Origin of the sequence: uncultured Roseicyclus sp. (genome assembly GCF_937892565.1) — a bacterium.
Lineage (GTDB): Bacteria > Pseudomonadota > Alphaproteobacteria > Rhodobacterales > Rhodobacteraceae > Roseicyclus.
Genome location: NZ_CALAHQ010000066.1, coordinates 46,385 through 63,180, shown reverse-complemented (window position 1 = coordinate 63,180; position 16,796 = coordinate 46,385). Strand labels below are relative to the sequence as shown.

Genomic DNA, 16,796 nt, shown 5'->3' with positions numbered 1-16,796 from the left:
CGGAAAACCGGAGTTTTCCGCGCCGTTTTCCCTGAGGAAAACGAACCGAAAAACTTGCGTTTTTCGCTACCCTTGGCGACGCTGGAGTTTGGGGGGCTCTGTCCGGCTCAGTTTGAGCATCTGCGCCATGAAGGGCTTGGCGGTATCTTCGGCCCGCGTGGCGCCATAAAGGCGGCGGGTGATGCCCGTTTGCGTCAATCGCCGCGTGACCAGGGATGGGTGCCTGGCGCTGTCGCGCACCACCCAATCGGGCAACACCGCCACCCCCCGCCCGGACGCCACCAACAGCAAGATGACCGCCGATAATTCCACCTGCCGGATCGATTTCGGCTCGACCCCGGCGGCAAACAGGAGCTGGCTGAAGACATCAAGCCGGGCACGTTCCACCGGATAGGTGATCAACGACTGATCGGCAAAATCTTCGGCATCAATCCATGGTCTGGTGGCCAGCGGATGATCGGCGGCGCAGACGAACACCGGCTCATAGTCGAAGAGCGGCGTGAAATCGACGCCTGCAAGCTTTTCGGGATCCGACGACACCACCAGATCCACCTCTTCGCGCAAGAGCGCCGGCAGCGCCTCGAATTGCAGGCCGGGGCGGATATCGACATCGATATCGGGCCAGGACAGGCGAAACGCCTCCAGCACCGGCAAAAGCCAGTCGAAACAGGCGTGACATTCGATCGCGATGTGCAAGCGCCCGGTCCGCCCTTTGCGCAGCGACAGAAACTCATCCTCGAGGGCGGCGATGCGCGGCAAGACATCCTCTGCCAGTCGGAGCAGCTTCATCCCGGCGGGCGACAGCTTCATCGGTTTGGCCCGGCGCACGAACAATTCGAGCCCCGCCTGATCCTCCAGCCCCTTGATCTGATGGGACAGCGCGCTTTGCGTGATGTGCAGCCTGTCAGCGGCGCGCGCAAGCCCGCCTTCCTCGTGGATCGCCTTGATCGTGCGCAGGTGCCGGAACTCCAGATGCATGTGAAACTCATATTGATGATGAAGATTATGAATTTGTCGCAAGGCACAGTCTATGCGACATCTGAGGGCACCAGATCAAGCATCGGATATATCATGGCCCGCCCGCCCCGCGTTTCTTTCGAGTTTTTCCCGCCCAAATCGCTCGAGGGCTCGTTCCGCCTGTGGGAAACGCTCAATGTGCTGGCGCCCATTGCCCCGGAATTCGTCTCGGTCACCTATGGGGCGGGCGGCACGACGCGGGCGCTGACCCATGATGCGGTCAAGACGATCCACGCCAATTACGGTGTCGCGGTCGCGGCACATCTGACCTGTGTGGACGCGACCCGCGCGGAAACGCTGGACATCGCCGAAACCTATGCCGCCGCCGGTGTGACCCAGATCGTGGCGCTTCGCGGCGATCCGCCCAAGGGTCAGGGCCGTTTCACCCCGCATCCACAGGGCTTTGCCAGCTCCGTCGAGCTGATCGAGGCACTGGCGCGAACCGGCAAGTTCCATCTGCGCGTGGGCGCCTACCCCGATCCCCACCCCGAGGCGGGTTCGCTTCAGGCCTGCGTCGATTTCCTGAAGCGCAAGATCGATGCCGGCGCCAATTCCGCCATCACCCAGTTCTTTTTCGAGGCCGAGACCTTTTTCCGCTTCCGCGATGCCTGCACGGCGCAGGGCATCACCGCCCCGATCATTCCCGGCATCCTGCCGATCAACGCATGGACGGGCGTGCGCAAATTCGCCCAAAGCTGCGGCACCGCGATCCCCGCATGGCTGGACGAGGCCTATGACAAGGCCCTGCGCGACGGGCGCGAGACGCTGTTGTCCACCGCCCTTGCAACCGAGCTTTGCACGGATCTGATCGCAGGCGGGGTGGAGGATCTGCATTTCTACACGCTCAACGCCCCCGACCTGACGCGCGATGTCTGTGCCGCGCTGGGCGTCTTGCCCAAGGCCGCGCTGTCGCAAGTGGCCTGAGGCGTCAAGGGGGCGCTGCCCCCGGCCTGCGGCCTCCCCCAAGTATTTTCAAAGCAAAGATGGCAGGCACGCCGTGCACAAACAGGCGTGCGCGGCGCAGGGATGAATTGACTTGCGCGCGACGCTGCGCGATGCAGGTTTTTTGATGTCCGCAACGGAGACGGAGATGATTTCGCCTGTCCTGCCAAGCTACAACCGTGCCAAGCTGTCCTTTGTCAAAGGCGAAGGATCGTGGATGATCGAGGCTGACGGGCGACGCTTTGTGGACTTCGGATCAGGCATCGCGGTCATGTCGCTGGGCCATGGGCATCCGGCGCTGGTGCGCGCCCTGACGGATCAGGCGAACGCGCTGTGGCACACATCGAACCTTTATGTCGTCCCCCAACAAGAAGAATTGGCGCGCCGGCTCGTGGACCATACCTTTGCCGACACCGTGTTTTTCTGCAATTCCGGCACCGAGGCGACAGAACTGGCCGTCAAGATGGCGCGCAAGTACTGGTATGACAGCGACACACCCGAGCGCACGACGATCCTGACCTTCGAAGGCGCATTCCATGGCCGGTCCATCGCCGCGATCTCGGCGGCCGGATCGGAAAAGCTGACCAAGGGGTTCGGGCCGCTTCTGCCCGGTTTCCGCCAGCTTGCCTTTGCCGATCACGACGCGCTGCGCGCAGCCGCCAGCGCGCCCGATGTGGGCGCGATCATGGTCGAACCCGTGCAAGGCGAAAGCGGCATCCGCCCGCTTCCCGACGCGTGCCTCAAGGGGCTGCGCGATCTGTGCGACCAATATGGGCTGCTCCTGATCTTCGACGAAATTCAGTGCGGCGTTGGGCGGACGGGTCGGCTTTTCGCGCATGAATGGGCGGGTGTTACGCCCGACATCATGATGGTGGCCAAGGGTATTGGCGGCGGCTACCCAATTGGTGCGCTTCTGGCGACCGAACAGGCCGCACGCGGCATGACCGCAGGCACCCATGGCTCGACCTATGGCGGCAATCCCTTGGGCTGCGCCGTGGGCGCGGCTGTCATGGATGAAATCACCCGGCCCGGTTTTCTGGAAGATGTCCGCAAGAAAGCGGGCTTTTTGCGCCAGAAACTCGAAGGATTGGTCGCCGCACATCCTGATATCCTCGAAACCGTGCGGGGTTCTGGCCTGATGCTGGGGCTCAAATGCCGCGCCACCAACACCGATTTGGTGGCTGCGGGCTATGATGCGGCCATCCTGACCGTTCCCGCGGGCGACAATGTCGTGCGCATCCTGCCCGCGCTGACCATCACCGAAGACGAGATCGCCGAAGGCATCACCCGACTTGACGCCGCCGCCAGCGCACTCAGCCGAAAGATTGCGGCTGCCTGATCCCATCTTTGCCTTGCAAATACTCCGGAGGGTCCGGGGGGCTGGCCCCCCGGGTGCCCGCCACAAGCCGAAAGGCACCTCAGATGCCCCATTTCCTCGACATCAACAAAACCGCCCCGACCGATCTGCGCGCAATGATCGATCAGGCCGCCGCGATGAAGCGCGCGCGCGCAGACCGCCCCAAGGGAGCCGCGGATGATCATCAACCGCTGGCCAGCCGCATGGTGGCGCTGATCTTCGAAAAACCCTCGACCCGCACGCGTGTGTCCTTTGACGTGGGCGTGCGGCAGATGGGCGGGCAGACCATGGTGCTGACCGGATCGGAAATGCAGCTGGGCCATGGCGAAACGATTGCCGACACCGCCCGGGTGCTGTCGCGCTATGTCGATCTGATCATGCTGCGCACCTATGAGGAGGATGTGCTCTTGGAGATGGCCGATCACGCCACGGTTCCCGTGATAAATGGGCTGACCAATCGCACCCATCCCTGCCAGATCATGGCCGATATCCTGACCTACGAAGAACATCGCGGCCCCATCGCCGGGCGCAAGGTGACCTGGTGCGGCGACGGCAACAACGTGTTCGCCAGTTTCGCCCATGCTGCGGGGCAGTTCGGATTTGACCTGACCTTTTCCGGCCCCGAAACCCTTGATCCCGAGCGCCGCTTTCTCGACGAAGCCCGCGCCAAAGGCGCCACGGTGACGATTGAACGCGACCCCGTGCGTGCGGTTTCAAACGCCGATCTGGTCGTCACCGACACATGGATTTCCATGCATGACAGCCAGACCACCCGCGAACGCCGCCACAACCAGTTGCGCCCCTATCAGGTGAACGAGGCGCTGATGGCCCATGCCGCGCCCGATGCGTTGTTCATGCATTGCCTGCCCGCTCACCGAAACGAAGAGGTTACCGATGCCGTGATGGACGGCCCGCAATCGGTGGTCTTCGACGAGGCGGAAAACCGGCTCCACGCGCAAAAGGCGATCCTGCGCTGGTGTCTGGGCGTGTGACCCGTGCCCGCATGCGCCGCCTTGCCCTGAGCCTTCTCCTCATGTCTGCCCTGCCCGCCTCCGCCGATCCGGTCGCACTCTCGGTGGAACGCCCCTTCGGGACGCTTCACGGCACGCTCGAACGGCCCGCGCGCCTTGTCCGGGCCACAGCGCTGATCGTGCCCGGATCGGGACCGACGGACCGGAACGGCAACTCGGCCTTTGGCCTGAGCACCGACGCCTACCGCCTGCTCGCCGAGGCGCTCGCCGCCGAGGGCATCGCGACCCTCAGGATCGACAAGCGCGGCATCGGCAACAGCGGCGGCGATCCGAATGCCGTCAGCCTGAGCGCCTACCGCGAGGATACCGCCGCCTGGGCCGACCTCCTTCGGGCCCAGACGGGCGCGCCCTGCATCTGGCTGATCGGCCATTCCGAGGGCGGGATCCTCGCGCTCGATGCCGCCGCCCTGCCCGATGTCTGCGGCCTCGTGCTTCTGGCCACGCCCGGCCGCATCCTCGGCGCGGTGATGCGCGACCAGATCGCCGCGCAACCGACCCTCGCCCCGACGCTGCCCGCCTTCGACAGGGCGCTGGCCAAGCTGATCGCGACCGGCACCCCAGACCCCATTGGCCTGCCGCCCGGCCTCGCCGCGATCTTCGGCCCCGCGACCCGCGCCTACCTGCGCGAACTGGTGATGACCAATCCCGCCGCGCTGCTGGCTGCCAGCGACCTGCCCGTCCTGATGATCCACGGCGATGCCGATCTGCAGGTCCCGCCGTCCGAGGCCGACCCTCTCGCCGCCGCCCGCCCCGATGCAAGCCGCCTGACGTTGCCCGGCCTGACCCATACGCTCAAGCTCGCCACCCCGGCCGACGACAGCCCGGCAGCGCTGACCGCCGCGAGCTTCGCCACCTATGCCGACCCGTCCCTGCCGCTTCACGACAGGCTCGGACCCGCCATCGCCGGGTTCATTCTGGCCCCGCGATGACCGGACCCTCCACCCCGCAGGGACCGGTTCCACCCGCGGCCCTGCCAGCCCCGCTGTACCGCCCCGCACCGGGGCTGGCCGTAGCCCTGATGATCTGCGCCACCGCCTTTCTGGCCGCAACCACGCTGATCGCCAAGGCACTGGGCACCGACACGCTGGGCCCGCCGCTGCATCCGATGCAGGTCAGCTTCGGGCGGTTCCTGTTCGCCTGGCTGGTCTTTGCTACGGCCATTGCCGTTCTGCGACTGCGCCTGATCCGGCCAGATTACCGGACGCATGTTCTGCGCACGGCCTGCGGCTGGGGCGGCGTCACGCTGATGTTCGCGGCCGCGGCCGCCATCCCCTTGTCGGATGCGACGGCGATTTCCTTTCTGAACCCGGTTCTGGCCATGATCCTTGCCATCCCGCTTCTGGGAGAAAAGGTGGGGCCGTGGCGCTGGCTGGCCGCCGTCATCGCCTTTGCAGGCGCGATGATCTTGATCCGGCCTGGAACGGAGGCCGTACAACCCGGCGCGCTTCTTGCGCTGGGGGCGGCCTTGGCGCTAGGGCTGGAGCTGATCTTCATGAAGCGCCTGTCGGGCCGCGAAAGGCCGCTTCAGATCCTCATTGTAAACAATTCCATCGGGTTGGTCATCGCCGCGCTCACCGTGATCTGGGTCTGGCAGCCACCCACAACCGCGCAATGGGCGGGGATGGCGGGGATCGGCCTGCTGATGGCCTGCGCGCAGGTGTTTTTCATCAATGCCCTGGCGCGTGCCGACACCAGTTTCATCACGCCCTTCTCTTACCTCACCTTGGTCTTTGCGGCGGGCTATGATGCCCTTCTCTTCGGCGTGATCCCGACGGCGGTCAGCCTGATCGGCGCGCTGACCATCATCGCGGGCGCGGGCCTGCTGGCCTGGCGCGAGGCGGTCAACCGCCGCAAAAACTGATCGCGGGCACGCCCTTGCGCCGCCCAAGGGCGCGGGGATAGAATGAGGTTCACTTTTCGCGCCAGACCCGTCATAGGGCGGTGTCTTGGGACGGGCCATGCGGCCCAGCAATCAGGAGACGGGCATGTCCTGGACCGACGAACGCGTCGAGACGTTGAAGAAGATGTGGGGCGAGGGCCAGTCGGCCAGCCAGATCGCCAAGGAACTGGGCGGGGTCACCCGCAACGCGGTGATCGGCAAGGTGCATCGCCTTGGCCTGTCCAACCGCGTGGGTGGCGCGGCCAGCACGCCGGCCCCGCAAGCCAAGCCAACCCCGGAAGCAGAGGCGCGCCCGGCACCCAAGCCCGTTCGCAAGGACGAACCGCGCGCCGCCCCCTCCGAACCGGATATCCCGCCCGCCTCTGTCGAGGAAGAACAACCCGCGCCGCGCCCCAGCAATGTGATGCCGCTCAGAAAGCCCATCGTGCCCGCGGGCCAACCATTGCCGCCACAGCCTTCAGCCAATGAAATCAGCCCCGAAGCGTTGGCCAAGGTGCACGAAGTGGAAAAGACCGCCAAACGCATCAGCCTGATGGAATTGACCGAACGCACCTGCAAATGGCCCATCGGCGACCCCGCCACGCAGGAATTCTATTTCTGCGGCCTGCCTGTGCAACAGGGCAAACCCTATTGCGAGGCGCATGTGGGCGTGGCGTTTCAACCGATGTCCGCCCGCCGCGACCGACGGCGGTAAGAAAACCCGCCCAGACGCATTGAGACAGGGCGTCGCTGCCCCACGCTTTGGCCGGAGCAGCCCGTAGGGCGGGGTTAACCCCGCCCTACCTTTATGGGCGCACCCCTCATCGACACTGGCGTGCCACCTCGCGCTGGGCCAGCCCTGTTTCCACCAGCAAGCAACGCTCGCGCGCTTCGAAATAATAGCCACGCGCATACCAACTCATGGCCTTGTCCATATCCCCATCCGAAACCAGCCATGCACCGCGCAGATACTTGCCCGCATAGGTCAAATTCACCCTTGGATCGAGCAGACGCTCTGGCGGGCCCTGAAAGCCCATGCTGCGCGCCGTCTGCGGCGTGATCTGCATCAGTCCCCAATAGGGGCCGTTGCGCGCATCGGCGCGGTAGTCACTTTCGCGCTGTATCACCCGGTGCAGCAGAACCTCGGGGAGGTCATGCTCTTGCGCACTAGCGCGCACCAGCCTGCGCATCTGTGGTGTCTCACCGGCATATAGACTGGTCGATACCGTCGGAACCGGCGTGGCAGCGCACCCGGTAAGGGCAAGGATGCCCGCCAAAAAGCTGATCCTGACCCGCACAATACCCCCAGAAACACGCGACCCGACAGATCATCTTGCCACAGCACCGACAGGGCCTTGATGCTGGCGCACACGATCTTTTCCGGCGGTCGGGGCACGGCGTCAAGACCACGTTGCGGTTTGCCGGCCACTTCAGAGGGGAACACCGCGGTCACGCCTTCCCCTTTTGTGCAAGGCGGGCTATCTGCGCCATCATGAGCCAGAACCCGCCCGACCTGCGCCCGGATCTTGCGCGCGCCCAGATCCCAGATGTCGCCCGCTCCGGACAGCCCCGGATCGGGATGGTCAGCCTTGGCTGCCCCAAGGCGCTGGTTGACAGCGAACGCATCCTGACGCGGCTCAGAGCCGAAGGCTACGCCATTTCGCCTGACTATGCGGGGGCCGATGCGGTGATCGTGAACACCTGCGGCTTTCTCGATTCGGCCAAGGTCGAAAGCCTGGAGGCCATCGGCGAGGCGCTGCGCGAAAACGGTCGGGTGATCGTGACGGGATGTCTGGGGGCCGAGCCCGACACCATTACGGGCGCCCACCCCACCGTTCTGGCCGTGACCGGGCCCCACCAATACGAACAGGTGCTGGATGCCGTCCACAAGGCGGTGCCGCCCTCGCCCGATCCCTTTGTTGATCTGTTGCCTGCAACGGGTATCAAGCTGACGCCGCGCCATTACAGCTACCTCAAGATCGCCGAGGGCTGCGATCACACATGCAAATTCTGCATCATTCCCGACATGCGGGGGCGGCTGCAATCACGCCCGGCCAAGGCCGTCCTGCGCGAAGCCGAAAAGCTGGTCGAGGCGGGCGTGCGCGAGCTTCTGGTGATCTCTCAGGACACGTCAGCCTATGGAACCGACTGGAAAGGCCGCGAGGTAAAGTTTCCAATTCTCGATCTATCCAGAGATTTATCCACACTGGGTGCTTGGGTTCGCTTGCACTATGTCTATCCTTACCCGCATGTGCGTGATCTGATCCCGCTGATGGCTGACCCGGCCAACGGGCTGTTGCCCTATCTCGACATTCCGTTTCAACATGCCCATCCCGACACGCTCAGGCGCATGGCACGGCCCGCCGCGGCCTCGCGCACGCTTGACGAGATCACGGCATGGCGGCGCGATTGCCCCGACATCACGCTGCGCTCGACCTTTATCGTGGGCTATCCCGGCGAAACCGAGGCTGAATTCCAGACATTGCTTGACTGGCTGGATGAGGCGCAGCTCGACCGGGTGGGTTGCTTCAAATACGAAAATGTGGCGGGTGCGCGATCCAACGCCTTGCCGGGTCACCTGCCCGAAGAGGTCAAGCAAGAGCGCTGGGACCGCTTCATGCAAAAAGCCCAAGCCATTTCCGAGGCCAAGCTTGCCGCCAAGGTCGGGCAAACGATGGTGGTGCTGGTCGATGCGGTGGATGATGAGGGCGCAACCTGTCGCACCATGGCCGATGCCCCGGAAATCGACGGCAACCTGTTCATCGACGCAGGATTTGACGGGCTTGCCCCCGGTGACATGGTCACAGTCGTGGTGGAAGACGCCGGGGAATATGATCTTTGGGGCCGCCTGACGGGCTAGACGCGCCTATTGCGGCGCAAGACGGCCCAACAGATCGCCGTTGCGACAATAGGATGGCGCAGCCTTGGCACTTGTGGTGTGAGCCAGCCATTGGCCACAGGCCTTGGGGTTGGCGCAACCGGTGCAAGCCGTCACCATCGCCGCGTGCGCGGCGGGTGACAGCGCGCCGCGCGATTGAGCGGCATCCAGATCAACGCCCAGCGTCTGGGCCATTTGGGTCATCAGCGCGGCATGTTGCGCGCGGGTCTTGTCACCCGGCATCGGTCTTTCCCCGTGTGCGGCCCTCGTTTGGCCGATTGAACTGGGGAAACTCTAGAGGTCGCGTGGCGCTACACCTTGACCCAGATCAAGGACCGGGGCGGCGCGCCTCGGCCAGCGTGCGGCGCACCGTTTCCATGCGCAGCGCATTGGGCGGGTGGGTGGCCAGAAAGCTGCGGGCAGGATCGGGCAGGCGTTCAAAGAACGCCGCCCCGCGCAAAGGGTCATAGCCCGCCCGCAAGGCGATGATCGTGCCAATGGCGTCGGCTTCCAATTCCGCCTGCCGGGTGAATTGGCGGGCGGCCACCACTGCGCCGATCTGTGCGGCCTCGCCCACGGCACGCTCGCTGACACCGCCCGCGCGCGCGATCTGGGCAAAGACCTCGGCGCCCAGATGGGCGCTGGCGCGGGCCTGCGGCAGATGGCGTCCGATATGGTGGCCCGCCTCATGGCCCATGACATAGGCCAGCTCATCGACATTTGCGGCCACAGCGATCAGGGCGACGGTAAAGATGATGGCAGGGCGGCCTGCATCGTCGATGGTGTGAAAGGCATTTACCCCGCTGCGCGGCGCGCGGTCGACATAGATGGCAAAGTCGCACCGCTGATCGGGGGTTTGTTCGCGGCACAGCTGTTCGGCGACAGGCTCGACGCGCGCAATCACCTCGCGGAAATTTTCCAGCGCCTGCTCTGGCCCAAGCCTTGGGGCGGATGCGACCGGGGGCGCGGCCATCGGCACACAGCCCGCCAGGGCAATTGCCAGTCCGAGATACAGGGCAAAACGCTGCATGCGGGGTCTCATTTTCCAGATCCGCCAAGCCTAACCAGCCCTTGGGCGCCGTCCAGCCCCCATCACGGCATTGTGGTCTTATGGGTGATCCCTGCGCTTGACCCACGGCGCGCCTGCGATAGGTGCAGGGCATGGCAATCACGCGCATCCTTTACAACGACCGCTGCCCGATCTGCCGGGCCGAGATCGCCCATTATCGCGCCCGCGCCGAAAAGACACGCGCGCCGCTGCTGTTCGAAGATCTCAACACCGCCGATCTGGGGCTTTGGCAACTGACCCCGGATCAGGCCAAGCGGCGCATGCATGCGGCACTGCCCGATGGGCGGATCATCAGCGGCATACCTGCGTTTGCGGCGATCTGGGCTGCATTGCCGGGGATGGGTTGGGTGGCCAGGCTGGTCATGCTGCCCGGTCTGCGCAGTTTGGCCGATCTGATCTACAACCGCATTGCGGCCCCGTGGCTGTATCACCGCCAGGCGCGCCGTGATGCGCGGGGCCTTGCGAGCGATGGCACTCAACCATAGGCTTCATCCATGTTCACCATCGAACACGAGTTCGACGCCACCGTGATCACCCTTGTCGATGAGGGGGAAAACGGCCAGCCCTTGCTTGAGGATGTCGCCATCGCGGCCTTTGCCGAATGTGTGACGATCACCCAATATGATCCGCGCACCAACACGGAACAGGTCGTCACCCTATCCATCGCCCAGTTGCATGATCTGGCCGCAGCACTTGACCTTCCCGAAGGGGTCTATCGGCTGGAACGCTAGGGTCAGCGGCTTATGCTTATCCAATCTGTCCCCACAGTTGTCCACAGGGCGCCATTTCCATGGACAGATCCCGGTGGACCCGCCCATACTGCGGCATGGGATAGGGGGAAGACAGCATGGCCACCGGATTTTTCGTCAATGAACGCTGCTTTTGGCACTCTGGCGGCAACTACAGTTTTCTGGTGCCTGTCGGCGGGCTGATGCAGCCCGCAACGGGCAGCGGGCTGCCCGAAAATCCCGAAACCAAGCGGCGCTTTCGCAATCTGGTCGAAGTGACCGGGCTGATCGCCGATCTGGCCACGCCCGGCGCCGCCCCCGCCACCCATGAGGATATCTTGCGCATCCATCCGCGCCATTACATCGATCTGTTTCGACAGAAATGTGCCGAAGGCGGCGGGGAATTGGGCTTGCGCACCCCTTTTGGCGCGGATGGCTATGACATCGCGGCGCTGTCCGCCGGGCTGACCAAGGCAGCACTGTTCGATGTGCTGCAGGGGCGGCTTGACAATGCCTATGCGCTGTCACGCCCACCGGGGCATCATTGCCTGCCGGATTTTCCCAACGGATTTTGTCTGTTGAACAACATTGCCATCGCGCTCGAATCCGCGCGCGCCGCGGGGTTGGCCGACCGGATCGCGGTGATCGATTGGGATGTGCATCACGGCAACGGCACCGAGGCGATCTATTACGAGCGCCCTGACACGCTGACCATCTCGATCCATCAGGAACGCAACTATCCGCGCGATTCGGGCGATTTCGAGGATCGCGGCGCGGGTGCCGGCCTGGGGTTCAACCTCAACCTGCCTCTGCCCCCCGGAACTGGGCATACCACCTATCTGGAGGCCTTCGAACGGCTGGTGATCCCGCAGCTTTATGCCTTTCAACCCGATGCAATCGTGGTGGCTTGTGGCTTTGATGCCTCGGCCGTCGACCCGCTGGGGCGGATGATGGCGGGCTCGGACACGTTTCGCAAGATGACCGCCATGACGATGGCGGCCGCCGCCGATCTGTGCGAAGGGCGGCTGATGCTGACCCATGAAGGCGGCTATTCCGAGGCGCATGTTCCCTTTTGTGGCCACGCCGTGCTGGAGACCCTGTCAGGCAGCGACATCACCGCACCCGATCCGCTGAAGGACCGCATCGACAGCCAGCAGCCCGGCCCAAGGTTCGAGGCCTATTGCTCTGGCTTGTTGGCCGAGATGGAAGCAGCCCTTGACCCCTGAGGCTCCGTTGACTTCGCCGCAGCGCGGCGGCAGGGTGCGCCCGAATTCGTGTTGAAGGAAGATCGCAATGAAAAAGATCTATGGCTCAGCGGCGGAAGCACTCGATGGGGTGCTGTTTGACGGCATGCTGATCGCGGCGGGCGGCTTTGGGCTATGTGGTATTCCCGAATTGTTGATCGACGGGATTGTCGCGGCGGGCACCAAGGATCTGACCGTCGCGTCCAACAATGCGGGGGTTGATGATTTCGGCTTGGGCAAGCTTTTGGCCACCCGCCAGATCAAGAAGATGATGTCGTCCTATGTGGGCGAGAACGCCGAATTCATGCGCCAATATTTGTCGGGCGAGCTGGAACTGGAATTCAACCCCCAAGGCACGCTGGCCGAGCGGATGCGCGCGGGCGGCGCGGGCATTCCCGGCTTTTACACCAAGACGGGCGTCGGCACCGTGATTGCCGAGGGCAAAGAGGTGAAAACCTTCGACGGGCAGGATTACATCCTCGAACGCGGGATTTTCGCCGATCTCGCCATCGTCAAGGCGTGGAAAGCCGATGCAACCGGCAACGCCGTGTTCCGCAAGACCGCCCGCAACTTCAACCCGCCCGCCGCCATGTGTGGGCGCATCTGCATCATGGAGGTCGAGGAGATCGTGCCGACAGGCTCGCTCGACCCCGACACCATTCATTTACCGGGCATCTATGTGCACCGCCTGATCCAAGGGACACATGAAAAGCGGATCGAGCAACGCACCGTTCGCCAGAGGGAGACAGCATAATGCCTTGGGACCGCAACCAGATGGCCGCGCGTGCGGCAAAGGAACTGCGCGACGGGATGTATGTGAACCTTGGCATCGGCATCCCGACCTTGGTGTCGAACTACATCCCCGATGGCATCACCGTGACGCTGCAATCGGAAAACGGCATGCTCGGCATGGGCCCTTTCCCGTTCGCGGGCGAGGAAGACGCCGATCTGATCAATGCCGGCAAGCAGACGATCACCGAATTGCCCCACACCGCTTATTTCGACAGCGCGGCGTCCTTTGGCATGATCCGGGGCGGCAAGATCGCCATGGCGATCCTGGGCGCGATGGAGGTGTCGGAAAGCGGCGATCTTGCCAATTGGATGATCCCCGGCAAGCTCGTGAAGGGCATGGGCGGCGCGATGGATCTGGTGGCCGGTGTGGGCCGCGTGGTCGTCGTCATGGATCACGCCAACAAGCATGGCGAATCAAAGGTGCTGAAATCCTGCACCCTGCCGCTGACCGGCACGGGCGTGGTCGATCTGATCATCACCAATATGGGTGTGCTCGAGGTGGTTCCCGGTGGCCTGAAGCTTTTGGAACTGGCCGATGGTGTGACCGAAGGTGACCTCCGCGCCGCGACCGAGGCGACGCTGGTCAACTGAGCCCCGACAGACCTTGGCACGATCTGAAACGGTCCGCGAAAGCGGGCCGTTTTCATATGGGGCCGGGCCAGACCGCGCATCAGGCCGCCAACCGGATGCGATCAAGCACGATTGCCAAGAGCCGGACGCGAAAACTTACCCCCCATGGCAAAGCCCGCGCGCATGGCTATCTTGCATCCCATGACGCGCCCCCTTCCCCCTCAGATCACCGGCTGGTTCGCCACGCGCGGCTGGTCGATCCACCCACACCAGCAAGCGATGCTGGATTGTGCCGGTGCGCCCTGCCAGTTGCTGATCGCGCCCACCGGCGGGGGCAAGACCATGGCGGGGTTTCTGCCCACGCTGGCAGAGCTTGCCGATGGACGCCACACAGGGCTGCACACGCTCTATATCAGCCCGCTCAAGGCGCTGGCCGCCGACATCAAGCGCAACCTGACCGGCCCCATCGCACAGATGGGCCTGCCGATCCGGGTCGAGGACCGGACCGGCGACACCACCGCCCATGTCAAGCGGCGCCAGCGCGCCGACCCGCCGCATATCTTGTTGACCACCCCCGAAAGCCTTGCGTTACTGGTGTCTTACCCTGATGCAGAGCGCATCTTTGCCGGGCTCAGCCGCGTCATCGTCGATGAGGTGCACGCGCTGGCCGAAAGCAAGCGGGGCGATCAGCTGATGCTGGCGCTCTCGCGGCTGTCGGCGCTGGCCCCCGGTCTGCGCCGTGTGGGTCTGTCGGCCACCGTCGAAGACCCGCCCGCCATCGCCCGCATCCTTGCCCGCCACCCCGATCCTTGCGCCATCTTGCTGGCTGATCCCGGCCCCGACCCCGACATCGCCATGCTGCAAACCGATGCGCCCCCCCCGTGGGCGGGCGGCGGTGGCCGTTATGCCATTCCGGCCGTGCTGGAAGAGATCAAGCGCCATCGCACCACGCTGATCTTTCACAACACCCGCGCGCAGGCCGAGCTGTTCTTTCACCATCTGTGGCTGGCCAATGATGCGCAATTGCCCATCGGCATCCATCACGGCGCGCTGGCGCGCGAACAGCGCGACCGCGTCGAACAGGCGATGGTCGAAGGAAAATTGAGAGCAATCGTGTGCACGGGATCGCTCGATCTGGGGATCGATTGGGGCGATGTCGATCTGGTGATCCAGATCGGCGCGCCAAAAAACGTCAAGCGGCTGGTGCAACGGATCGGGCGCGCCAACCACCGCTACAACGCGCCGTCCAAGGCGCTGATCGTGCCCGCCAACCGCTTCGAGGTGATCGAATGCAAGGCCGCGCTGGATGCCGTGCGCGACCATACGCTGGATGGCGACAGCGACCATGACGGCCCGCTCGATGTGCTGTGCCAGCATATCCTGATCCGTGCCGCGGCCGGACCTTTCGATGCCGATGACCTGTTTGCGGAAATCCGCACCGCAGGGGCCTATGCGAACCTGTCGCGCGAAAGCTTTGAGCGCTGCCTCGATTTCGCGGCGACCGGGGGCTATGCGCTGCGGGCCTATGATCAATGGCAACGGCTGGTCCAGCGCCCCGATGGGCTGTGGCAGTTGCGCGATCCGCGCCGGGCGCTGCGCATCCGCATGAACATCGGCACCATCGTGGATGCCGACAAGATGCAGGTCCGCTATCAGAAAACCCGGGGCGGGGCGCCGTTGGGCGAGGTGGAGGAATATTTTGCCGCCATGCTCAAGCGCGGCGACACCTTTCTGATCGGCGGTCAGATCGTGCGCTACGAAGGCATGCGCGATCTGGTGGTCGAGGTCAGCCGCACACCCACCCAAAAGCCCAAGATCGCCACCTTCATGGGCACGAAATTCGCCACCTCAACCCAGCTCAGCGAGCGGATTCTGGCGATGTTCGCGCAAACCGACTGGCCCGATCTGCCGCAACACACCCGCGACTGGCTCGCGCTTCAGCGCCGGGTGTCGCGGCTGCCGGAACGTGACCGGCTTCTGGTGGAAAGCTTTGCCCATGACGGGCGCGAACATGTCGTGGCCTATGGCTTTGCCGGGCGGAACGCGCAACAGACGCTGGGCCTGTTGATCACCAAACGGATGGAGGATCTGGGCCTTGACCCCATGGGCTTCGTGGCCACCGACTATGCCACGCTGATCTGGGGCCTGCGGGCACCGGGCGATCCCAAACACCTGTTTTCCCGCGACAATCTGATTGACACCATGACCGCATGGCTGGCCGACAACGCCGTGATGAAACGCACCTTCAAGGCCAGCGCGATCATCGCGGGGCTGATCGAACGCAACCAGCCCGGCGGGCCACGAAAATCGGGCCGACAAGCGACAGTTTCGACCGACATCCTTTATGACACGCTGCGCAAATATGACCCTGGCCATGTCATGCTTGACATCACAAGGGCCGAGGCGATGCGCGGTCTGGTCGATTTCGGCCGGATCGAGGCGATGCTGGCGCGCATCGGCGACCGGATCGACCATCTGCGGCTGGACCGCGTCAGCCCGCTGGCCGCGCCCCTGTTTCTTGAACCCGGCCGCGTGCCCATCGCGGGCATGGCCGACCAGCGCCTGCTCGAGGCCGAGGCCGCGCGCCTGATGGCCACCGCCGGCCTGACCGAAGCGCCCCGGTCATGACCGCGCTGCCCTTTGTGTTCCGGGCCCAAATTCTGCATGCGCTGCCCTCGGGCGGGCTCCACTGGCCCGCGCGCGACCTGCTCTGCGTTGCGGATCTGCATCTGGGAAAATCCGACCGCATGGCGCGGCGGGGCGGCGTGCTTTTGCCACCCTATGAAACCGTTGAAACGCTGGATCGGCTGGCGCAAGACATTGCGCTTCTGGCCCCGGCAACGGTCATTTGCCTCGGCGACAGCTTCGATGATCTGACCGCTGCCCAGGGCTTGACCGATCCCGTGCGCGATCATCTGACCAGCCTGATGGCCGGGCGGCGCTGGATCTGGGTTCTGGGCAATCACGACCCCGGCCCGCTCGATCTGGGCGGCACCCATCTGGCCGAACATCGCAACGGGCCGCTGATGTTTCGCCACATCGCCGAACCCGGCGCGCAGGGCGAGGTGTCGGGCCATTATCACCCCAAGCTGCGGCTGCAATTGCGCGGACGCAGCATCACCCGCCGCTGCCTTTTGTTTGACGACACCCGGCTGATCCTGCCCGCCTATGGCGCCTATACGGGCGGGCTGTTTTGCGACCGGCCGGAACTGTCGGGCCTGATGGGCGCCGCGGCCGAGGCGATCGCAATCGGGGCCCCGCCCGTAAGGCTGCCGATGCCGCGCTGATG

Annotated in this window: 18 protein-coding genes; 14 read left to right on the top strand and 4 right to left on the bottom strand. The window is 64.4% G+C overall.

The features are described from left to right. Window positions 1-66: 66 nt before the first annotated feature. A complete protein-coding gene (locus Q0094_RS08560; protein ID WP_297617809.1) occupies window positions 67-978 on the bottom strand; it encodes a LysR family transcriptional regulator in 912 nt (303 codons plus the stop codon). Between the two features lie 93 nt (window positions 979-1,071). On the opposite strand from Q0094_RS08560, the gene metF reads away from it, so the two are divergent. From metF to Q0094_RS08530, 6 genes are all read left to right on the top strand, one after another. After that, the gene (gene metF / locus Q0094_RS08555; RefSeq protein ID WP_297617806.1) at window positions 1,072-1,941 is read left to right on the top strand and encodes a methylenetetrahydrofolate reductase [NAD(P)H]; all 870 of its coding nucleotides are present in this window, start codon (window positions 1,072-1,074) and stop codon (window positions 1,939-1,941) included. A 166-nt stretch (window positions 1,942-2,107) separates the two neighbouring features. Then, complete coding sequence (locus Q0094_RS08550; protein WP_297617803.1) at window positions 2,108-3,298, top strand: aspartate aminotransferase family protein; 1,191 nt, start codon at window positions 2,108-2,110, stop codon at window positions 3,296-3,298. An 83-nt stretch (window positions 3,299-3,381) separates the two neighbouring features. Continuing rightward, the gene (gene argF / locus Q0094_RS08545) at window positions 3,382-4,308 is read left to right on the top strand and encodes an ornithine carbamoyltransferase (protein ID WP_297617801.1); all 927 of its coding nucleotides are present in this window, start codon (window positions 3,382-3,384) and stop codon (window positions 4,306-4,308) included. 41 nt (window positions 4,309-4,349) lie between these two features. Beyond that, a complete protein-coding gene (locus tag Q0094_RS08540; RefSeq protein ID WP_297617798.1) occupies window positions 4,350-5,276 on the top strand; it encodes an alpha/beta fold hydrolase in 927 nt (308 codons plus the stop codon). A gap of 89 nt (window positions 5,277-5,365) precedes the next feature. Then, window positions 5,366-6,208 carry a DMT family transporter gene (locus Q0094_RS08535; protein WP_297618248.1) on the top strand — a complete coding sequence of 281 codons (843 nt, stop codon included), beginning with the start codon at window positions 5,366-5,368 and terminating at the stop codon, window positions 6,206-6,208. Window positions 6,209-6,332: 124 nt separating this feature from the next. After that, complete coding sequence (locus Q0094_RS08530) at window positions 6,333-6,941, top strand: GcrA family cell cycle regulator (protein ID WP_297617795.1); 609 nt, start codon at window positions 6,333-6,335, stop codon at window positions 6,939-6,941. Window positions 6,942-7,047: 106 nt separating this feature from the next. Here Q0094_RS08530 and Q0094_RS08525 read toward each other — a convergent pair whose 3' ends face one another. Beyond that, window positions 7,048-7,416 (bottom strand): transglycosylase SLT domain-containing protein, encoded by a 369-nt coding sequence (locus Q0094_RS08525; RefSeq protein WP_366940245.1) that lies wholly within the window; start codon window positions 7,414-7,416, stop codon window positions 7,048-7,050. Window positions 7,417-7,718: 302 nt separating this feature from the next. Between Q0094_RS08525 and rimO the strand changes: the two genes are divergently transcribed. Further along, complete coding sequence (gene rimO, locus Q0094_RS08520; RefSeq protein WP_297617792.1) at window positions 7,719-9,086, top strand: 30S ribosomal protein S12 methylthiotransferase RimO; 1,368 nt, start codon at window positions 7,719-7,721, stop codon at window positions 9,084-9,086. A gap of 6 nt (window positions 9,087-9,092) precedes the next feature. On the opposite strand, the gene Q0094_RS08515 is transcribed toward rimO, so the two are convergent. Together Q0094_RS08515 and Q0094_RS08510 are read right to left on the bottom strand one after the other, a co-directional pair. Continuing rightward, a complete protein-coding gene (locus Q0094_RS08515; protein WP_297617789.1) occupies window positions 9,093-9,347 on the bottom strand; it encodes a DUF6455 family protein in 255 nt (84 codons plus the stop codon). 85 nt (window positions 9,348-9,432) lie between these two features. After that, on the bottom strand, window positions 9,433-10,134 hold the full coding sequence (locus Q0094_RS08510) for a M48 family metallopeptidase (RefSeq protein ID WP_297617787.1): 702 nt from the start codon (window positions 10,132-10,134) through the stop codon (window positions 9,433-9,435). Between the two features lie 131 nt (window positions 10,135-10,265). Here Q0094_RS08510 and Q0094_RS08505 point away from each other — a divergent pair, with 131 nt between their 5' ends. The 7 genes from Q0094_RS08505 (at window position 10,266) to pdeM (ending at window position 16,794) form a co-directional block, all read left to right on the top strand. Continuing rightward, window positions 10,266-10,658, top strand: coding sequence for a thiol-disulfide oxidoreductase DCC family protein (locus Q0094_RS08505; RefSeq protein ID WP_297617785.1), 393 nt, complete (start codon window positions 10,266-10,268; stop codon window positions 10,656-10,658). A 9-nt stretch (window positions 10,659-10,667) separates the two neighbouring features. Further along, the gene (locus tag Q0094_RS08500; protein ID WP_297617783.1) at window positions 10,668-10,904 is read left to right on the top strand and encodes a hypothetical protein; all 237 of its coding nucleotides are present in this window, start codon (window positions 10,668-10,670) and stop codon (window positions 10,902-10,904) included. Window positions 10,905-11,020: 116 nt separating this feature from the next. Next, window positions 11,021-12,127 carry a class II histone deacetylase gene (locus tag Q0094_RS08495; protein WP_297617781.1) on the top strand — a complete coding sequence of 369 codons (1,107 nt, stop codon included), beginning with the start codon at window positions 11,021-11,023 and terminating at the stop codon, window positions 12,125-12,127. 67 nt (window positions 12,128-12,194) lie between these two features. Then, a complete protein-coding gene (locus Q0094_RS08490) occupies window positions 12,195-12,899 on the top strand; it encodes a CoA transferase subunit A (protein ID WP_297617779.1) in 705 nt (234 codons plus the stop codon). Further along, entirely contained in the window at window positions 12,899-13,528 is a 630-nt protein-coding gene (locus Q0094_RS08485; RefSeq protein WP_297617777.1) for a 3-oxoacid CoA-transferase subunit B, read from the top strand. Before Q0094_RS08490 ends, Q0094_RS08485 begins: the two co-directional genes overlap by 1 nt. A gap of 180 nt (window positions 13,529-13,708) precedes the next feature. After that, window positions 13,709-16,135 (top strand): ligase-associated DNA damage response DEXH box helicase, encoded by a 2,427-nt coding sequence (locus Q0094_RS08480; protein ID WP_297617774.1) that lies wholly within the window; start codon window positions 13,709-13,711, stop codon window positions 16,133-16,135. After that, window positions 16,132-16,794: a ligase-associated DNA damage response endonuclease PdeM gene (gene pdeM / locus Q0094_RS08475; protein WP_297617771.1), complete on the top strand. Its 663-nt coding sequence runs from the start codon at window positions 16,132-16,134 to the stop codon at window positions 16,792-16,794. The genes Q0094_RS08480 and pdeM overlap by 4 nt, the downstream gene beginning before the upstream one ends. Window positions 16,795-16,796 lie beyond the last annotated feature (2 nt).

Bases quoted from the DNA above. Each gene is read 5' to 3' on its own strand.
- rimO (WP_297617792.1), top strand. From the start codon at position 7,719: ATGAGCCAGAACCCGCCCGACCTGCGCCCGGATCTTGCGCGCGCCCAG.
- Q0094_RS08560 (WP_297617809.1), bottom strand. From the start codon at position 978: ATGCATCTGGAGTTCCGGCACCTGCGCACGATCAAGGCGATCCACGAG.
- Q0094_RS08495 (WP_297617781.1), top strand. From the start codon at position 11,021: ATGGCCACCGGATTTTTCGTCAATGAACGCTGCTTTTGGCACTCTGGC.
- Q0094_RS08550 (WP_297617803.1), top strand. From the start codon at position 2,108: ATGATTTCGCCTGTCCTGCCAAGCTACAACCGTGCCAAGCTGTCCTTT.
- Q0094_RS08530 (WP_297617795.1), top strand. From the start codon at position 6,333: ATGTCCTGGACCGACGAACGCGTCGAGACGTTGAAGAAGATGTGGGGC.
- Q0094_RS08540 (WP_297617798.1), top strand. From the start codon at position 4,350: ATGTCTGCCCTGCCCGCCTCCGCCGATCCGGTCGCACTCTCGGTGGAA.
- Q0094_RS08525 (WP_366940245.1), bottom strand. From the start codon at position 7,416: ATGCGCAGGCTGGTGCGCGCTAGTGCGCAAGAGCATGACCTCCCCGAG.
- Q0094_RS08515 (WP_297617789.1), bottom strand. From the start codon at position 9,347: ATGCCGGGTGACAAGACCCGCGCGCAACATGCCGCGCTGATGACCCAA.
- Q0094_RS08480 (WP_297617774.1), top strand. From the start codon at position 13,709: ATGACGCGCCCCCTTCCCCCTCAGATCACCGGCTGGTTCGCCACGCGC.
- Q0094_RS08485 (WP_297617777.1), top strand. From the start codon at position 12,899: ATGCCTTGGGACCGCAACCAGATGGCCGCGCGTGCGGCAAAGGAACTG.
- Q0094_RS08500 (WP_297617783.1), top strand. From the start codon at position 10,668: ATGTTCACCATCGAACACGAGTTCGACGCCACCGTGATCACCCTTGTC.
- argF (WP_297617801.1), top strand. From the start codon at position 3,382: ATGCCCCATTTCCTCGACATCAACAAAACCGCCCCGACCGATCTGCGC.
- Q0094_RS08505 (WP_297617785.1), top strand. From the start codon at position 10,266: ATGGCAATCACGCGCATCCTTTACAACGACCGCTGCCCGATCTGCCGG.
- Q0094_RS08535 (WP_297618248.1), top strand. From the start codon at position 5,366: ATGATCTGCGCCACCGCCTTTCTGGCCGCAACCACGCTGATCGCCAAG.
- metF (WP_297617806.1), top strand. From the start codon at position 1,072: ATGGCCCGCCCGCCCCGCGTTTCTTTCGAGTTTTTCCCGCCCAAATCG.
- Q0094_RS08510 (WP_297617787.1), bottom strand. From the start codon at position 10,134: ATGCAGCGTTTTGCCCTGTATCTCGGACTGGCAATTGCCCTGGCGGGC.
- Q0094_RS08490 (WP_297617779.1), top strand. From the start codon at position 12,195: ATGAAAAAGATCTATGGCTCAGCGGCGGAAGCACTCGATGGGGTGCTG.
- pdeM (WP_297617771.1), top strand. From the start codon at position 16,132: ATGACCGCGCTGCCCTTTGTGTTCCGGGCCCAAATTCTGCATGCGCTG.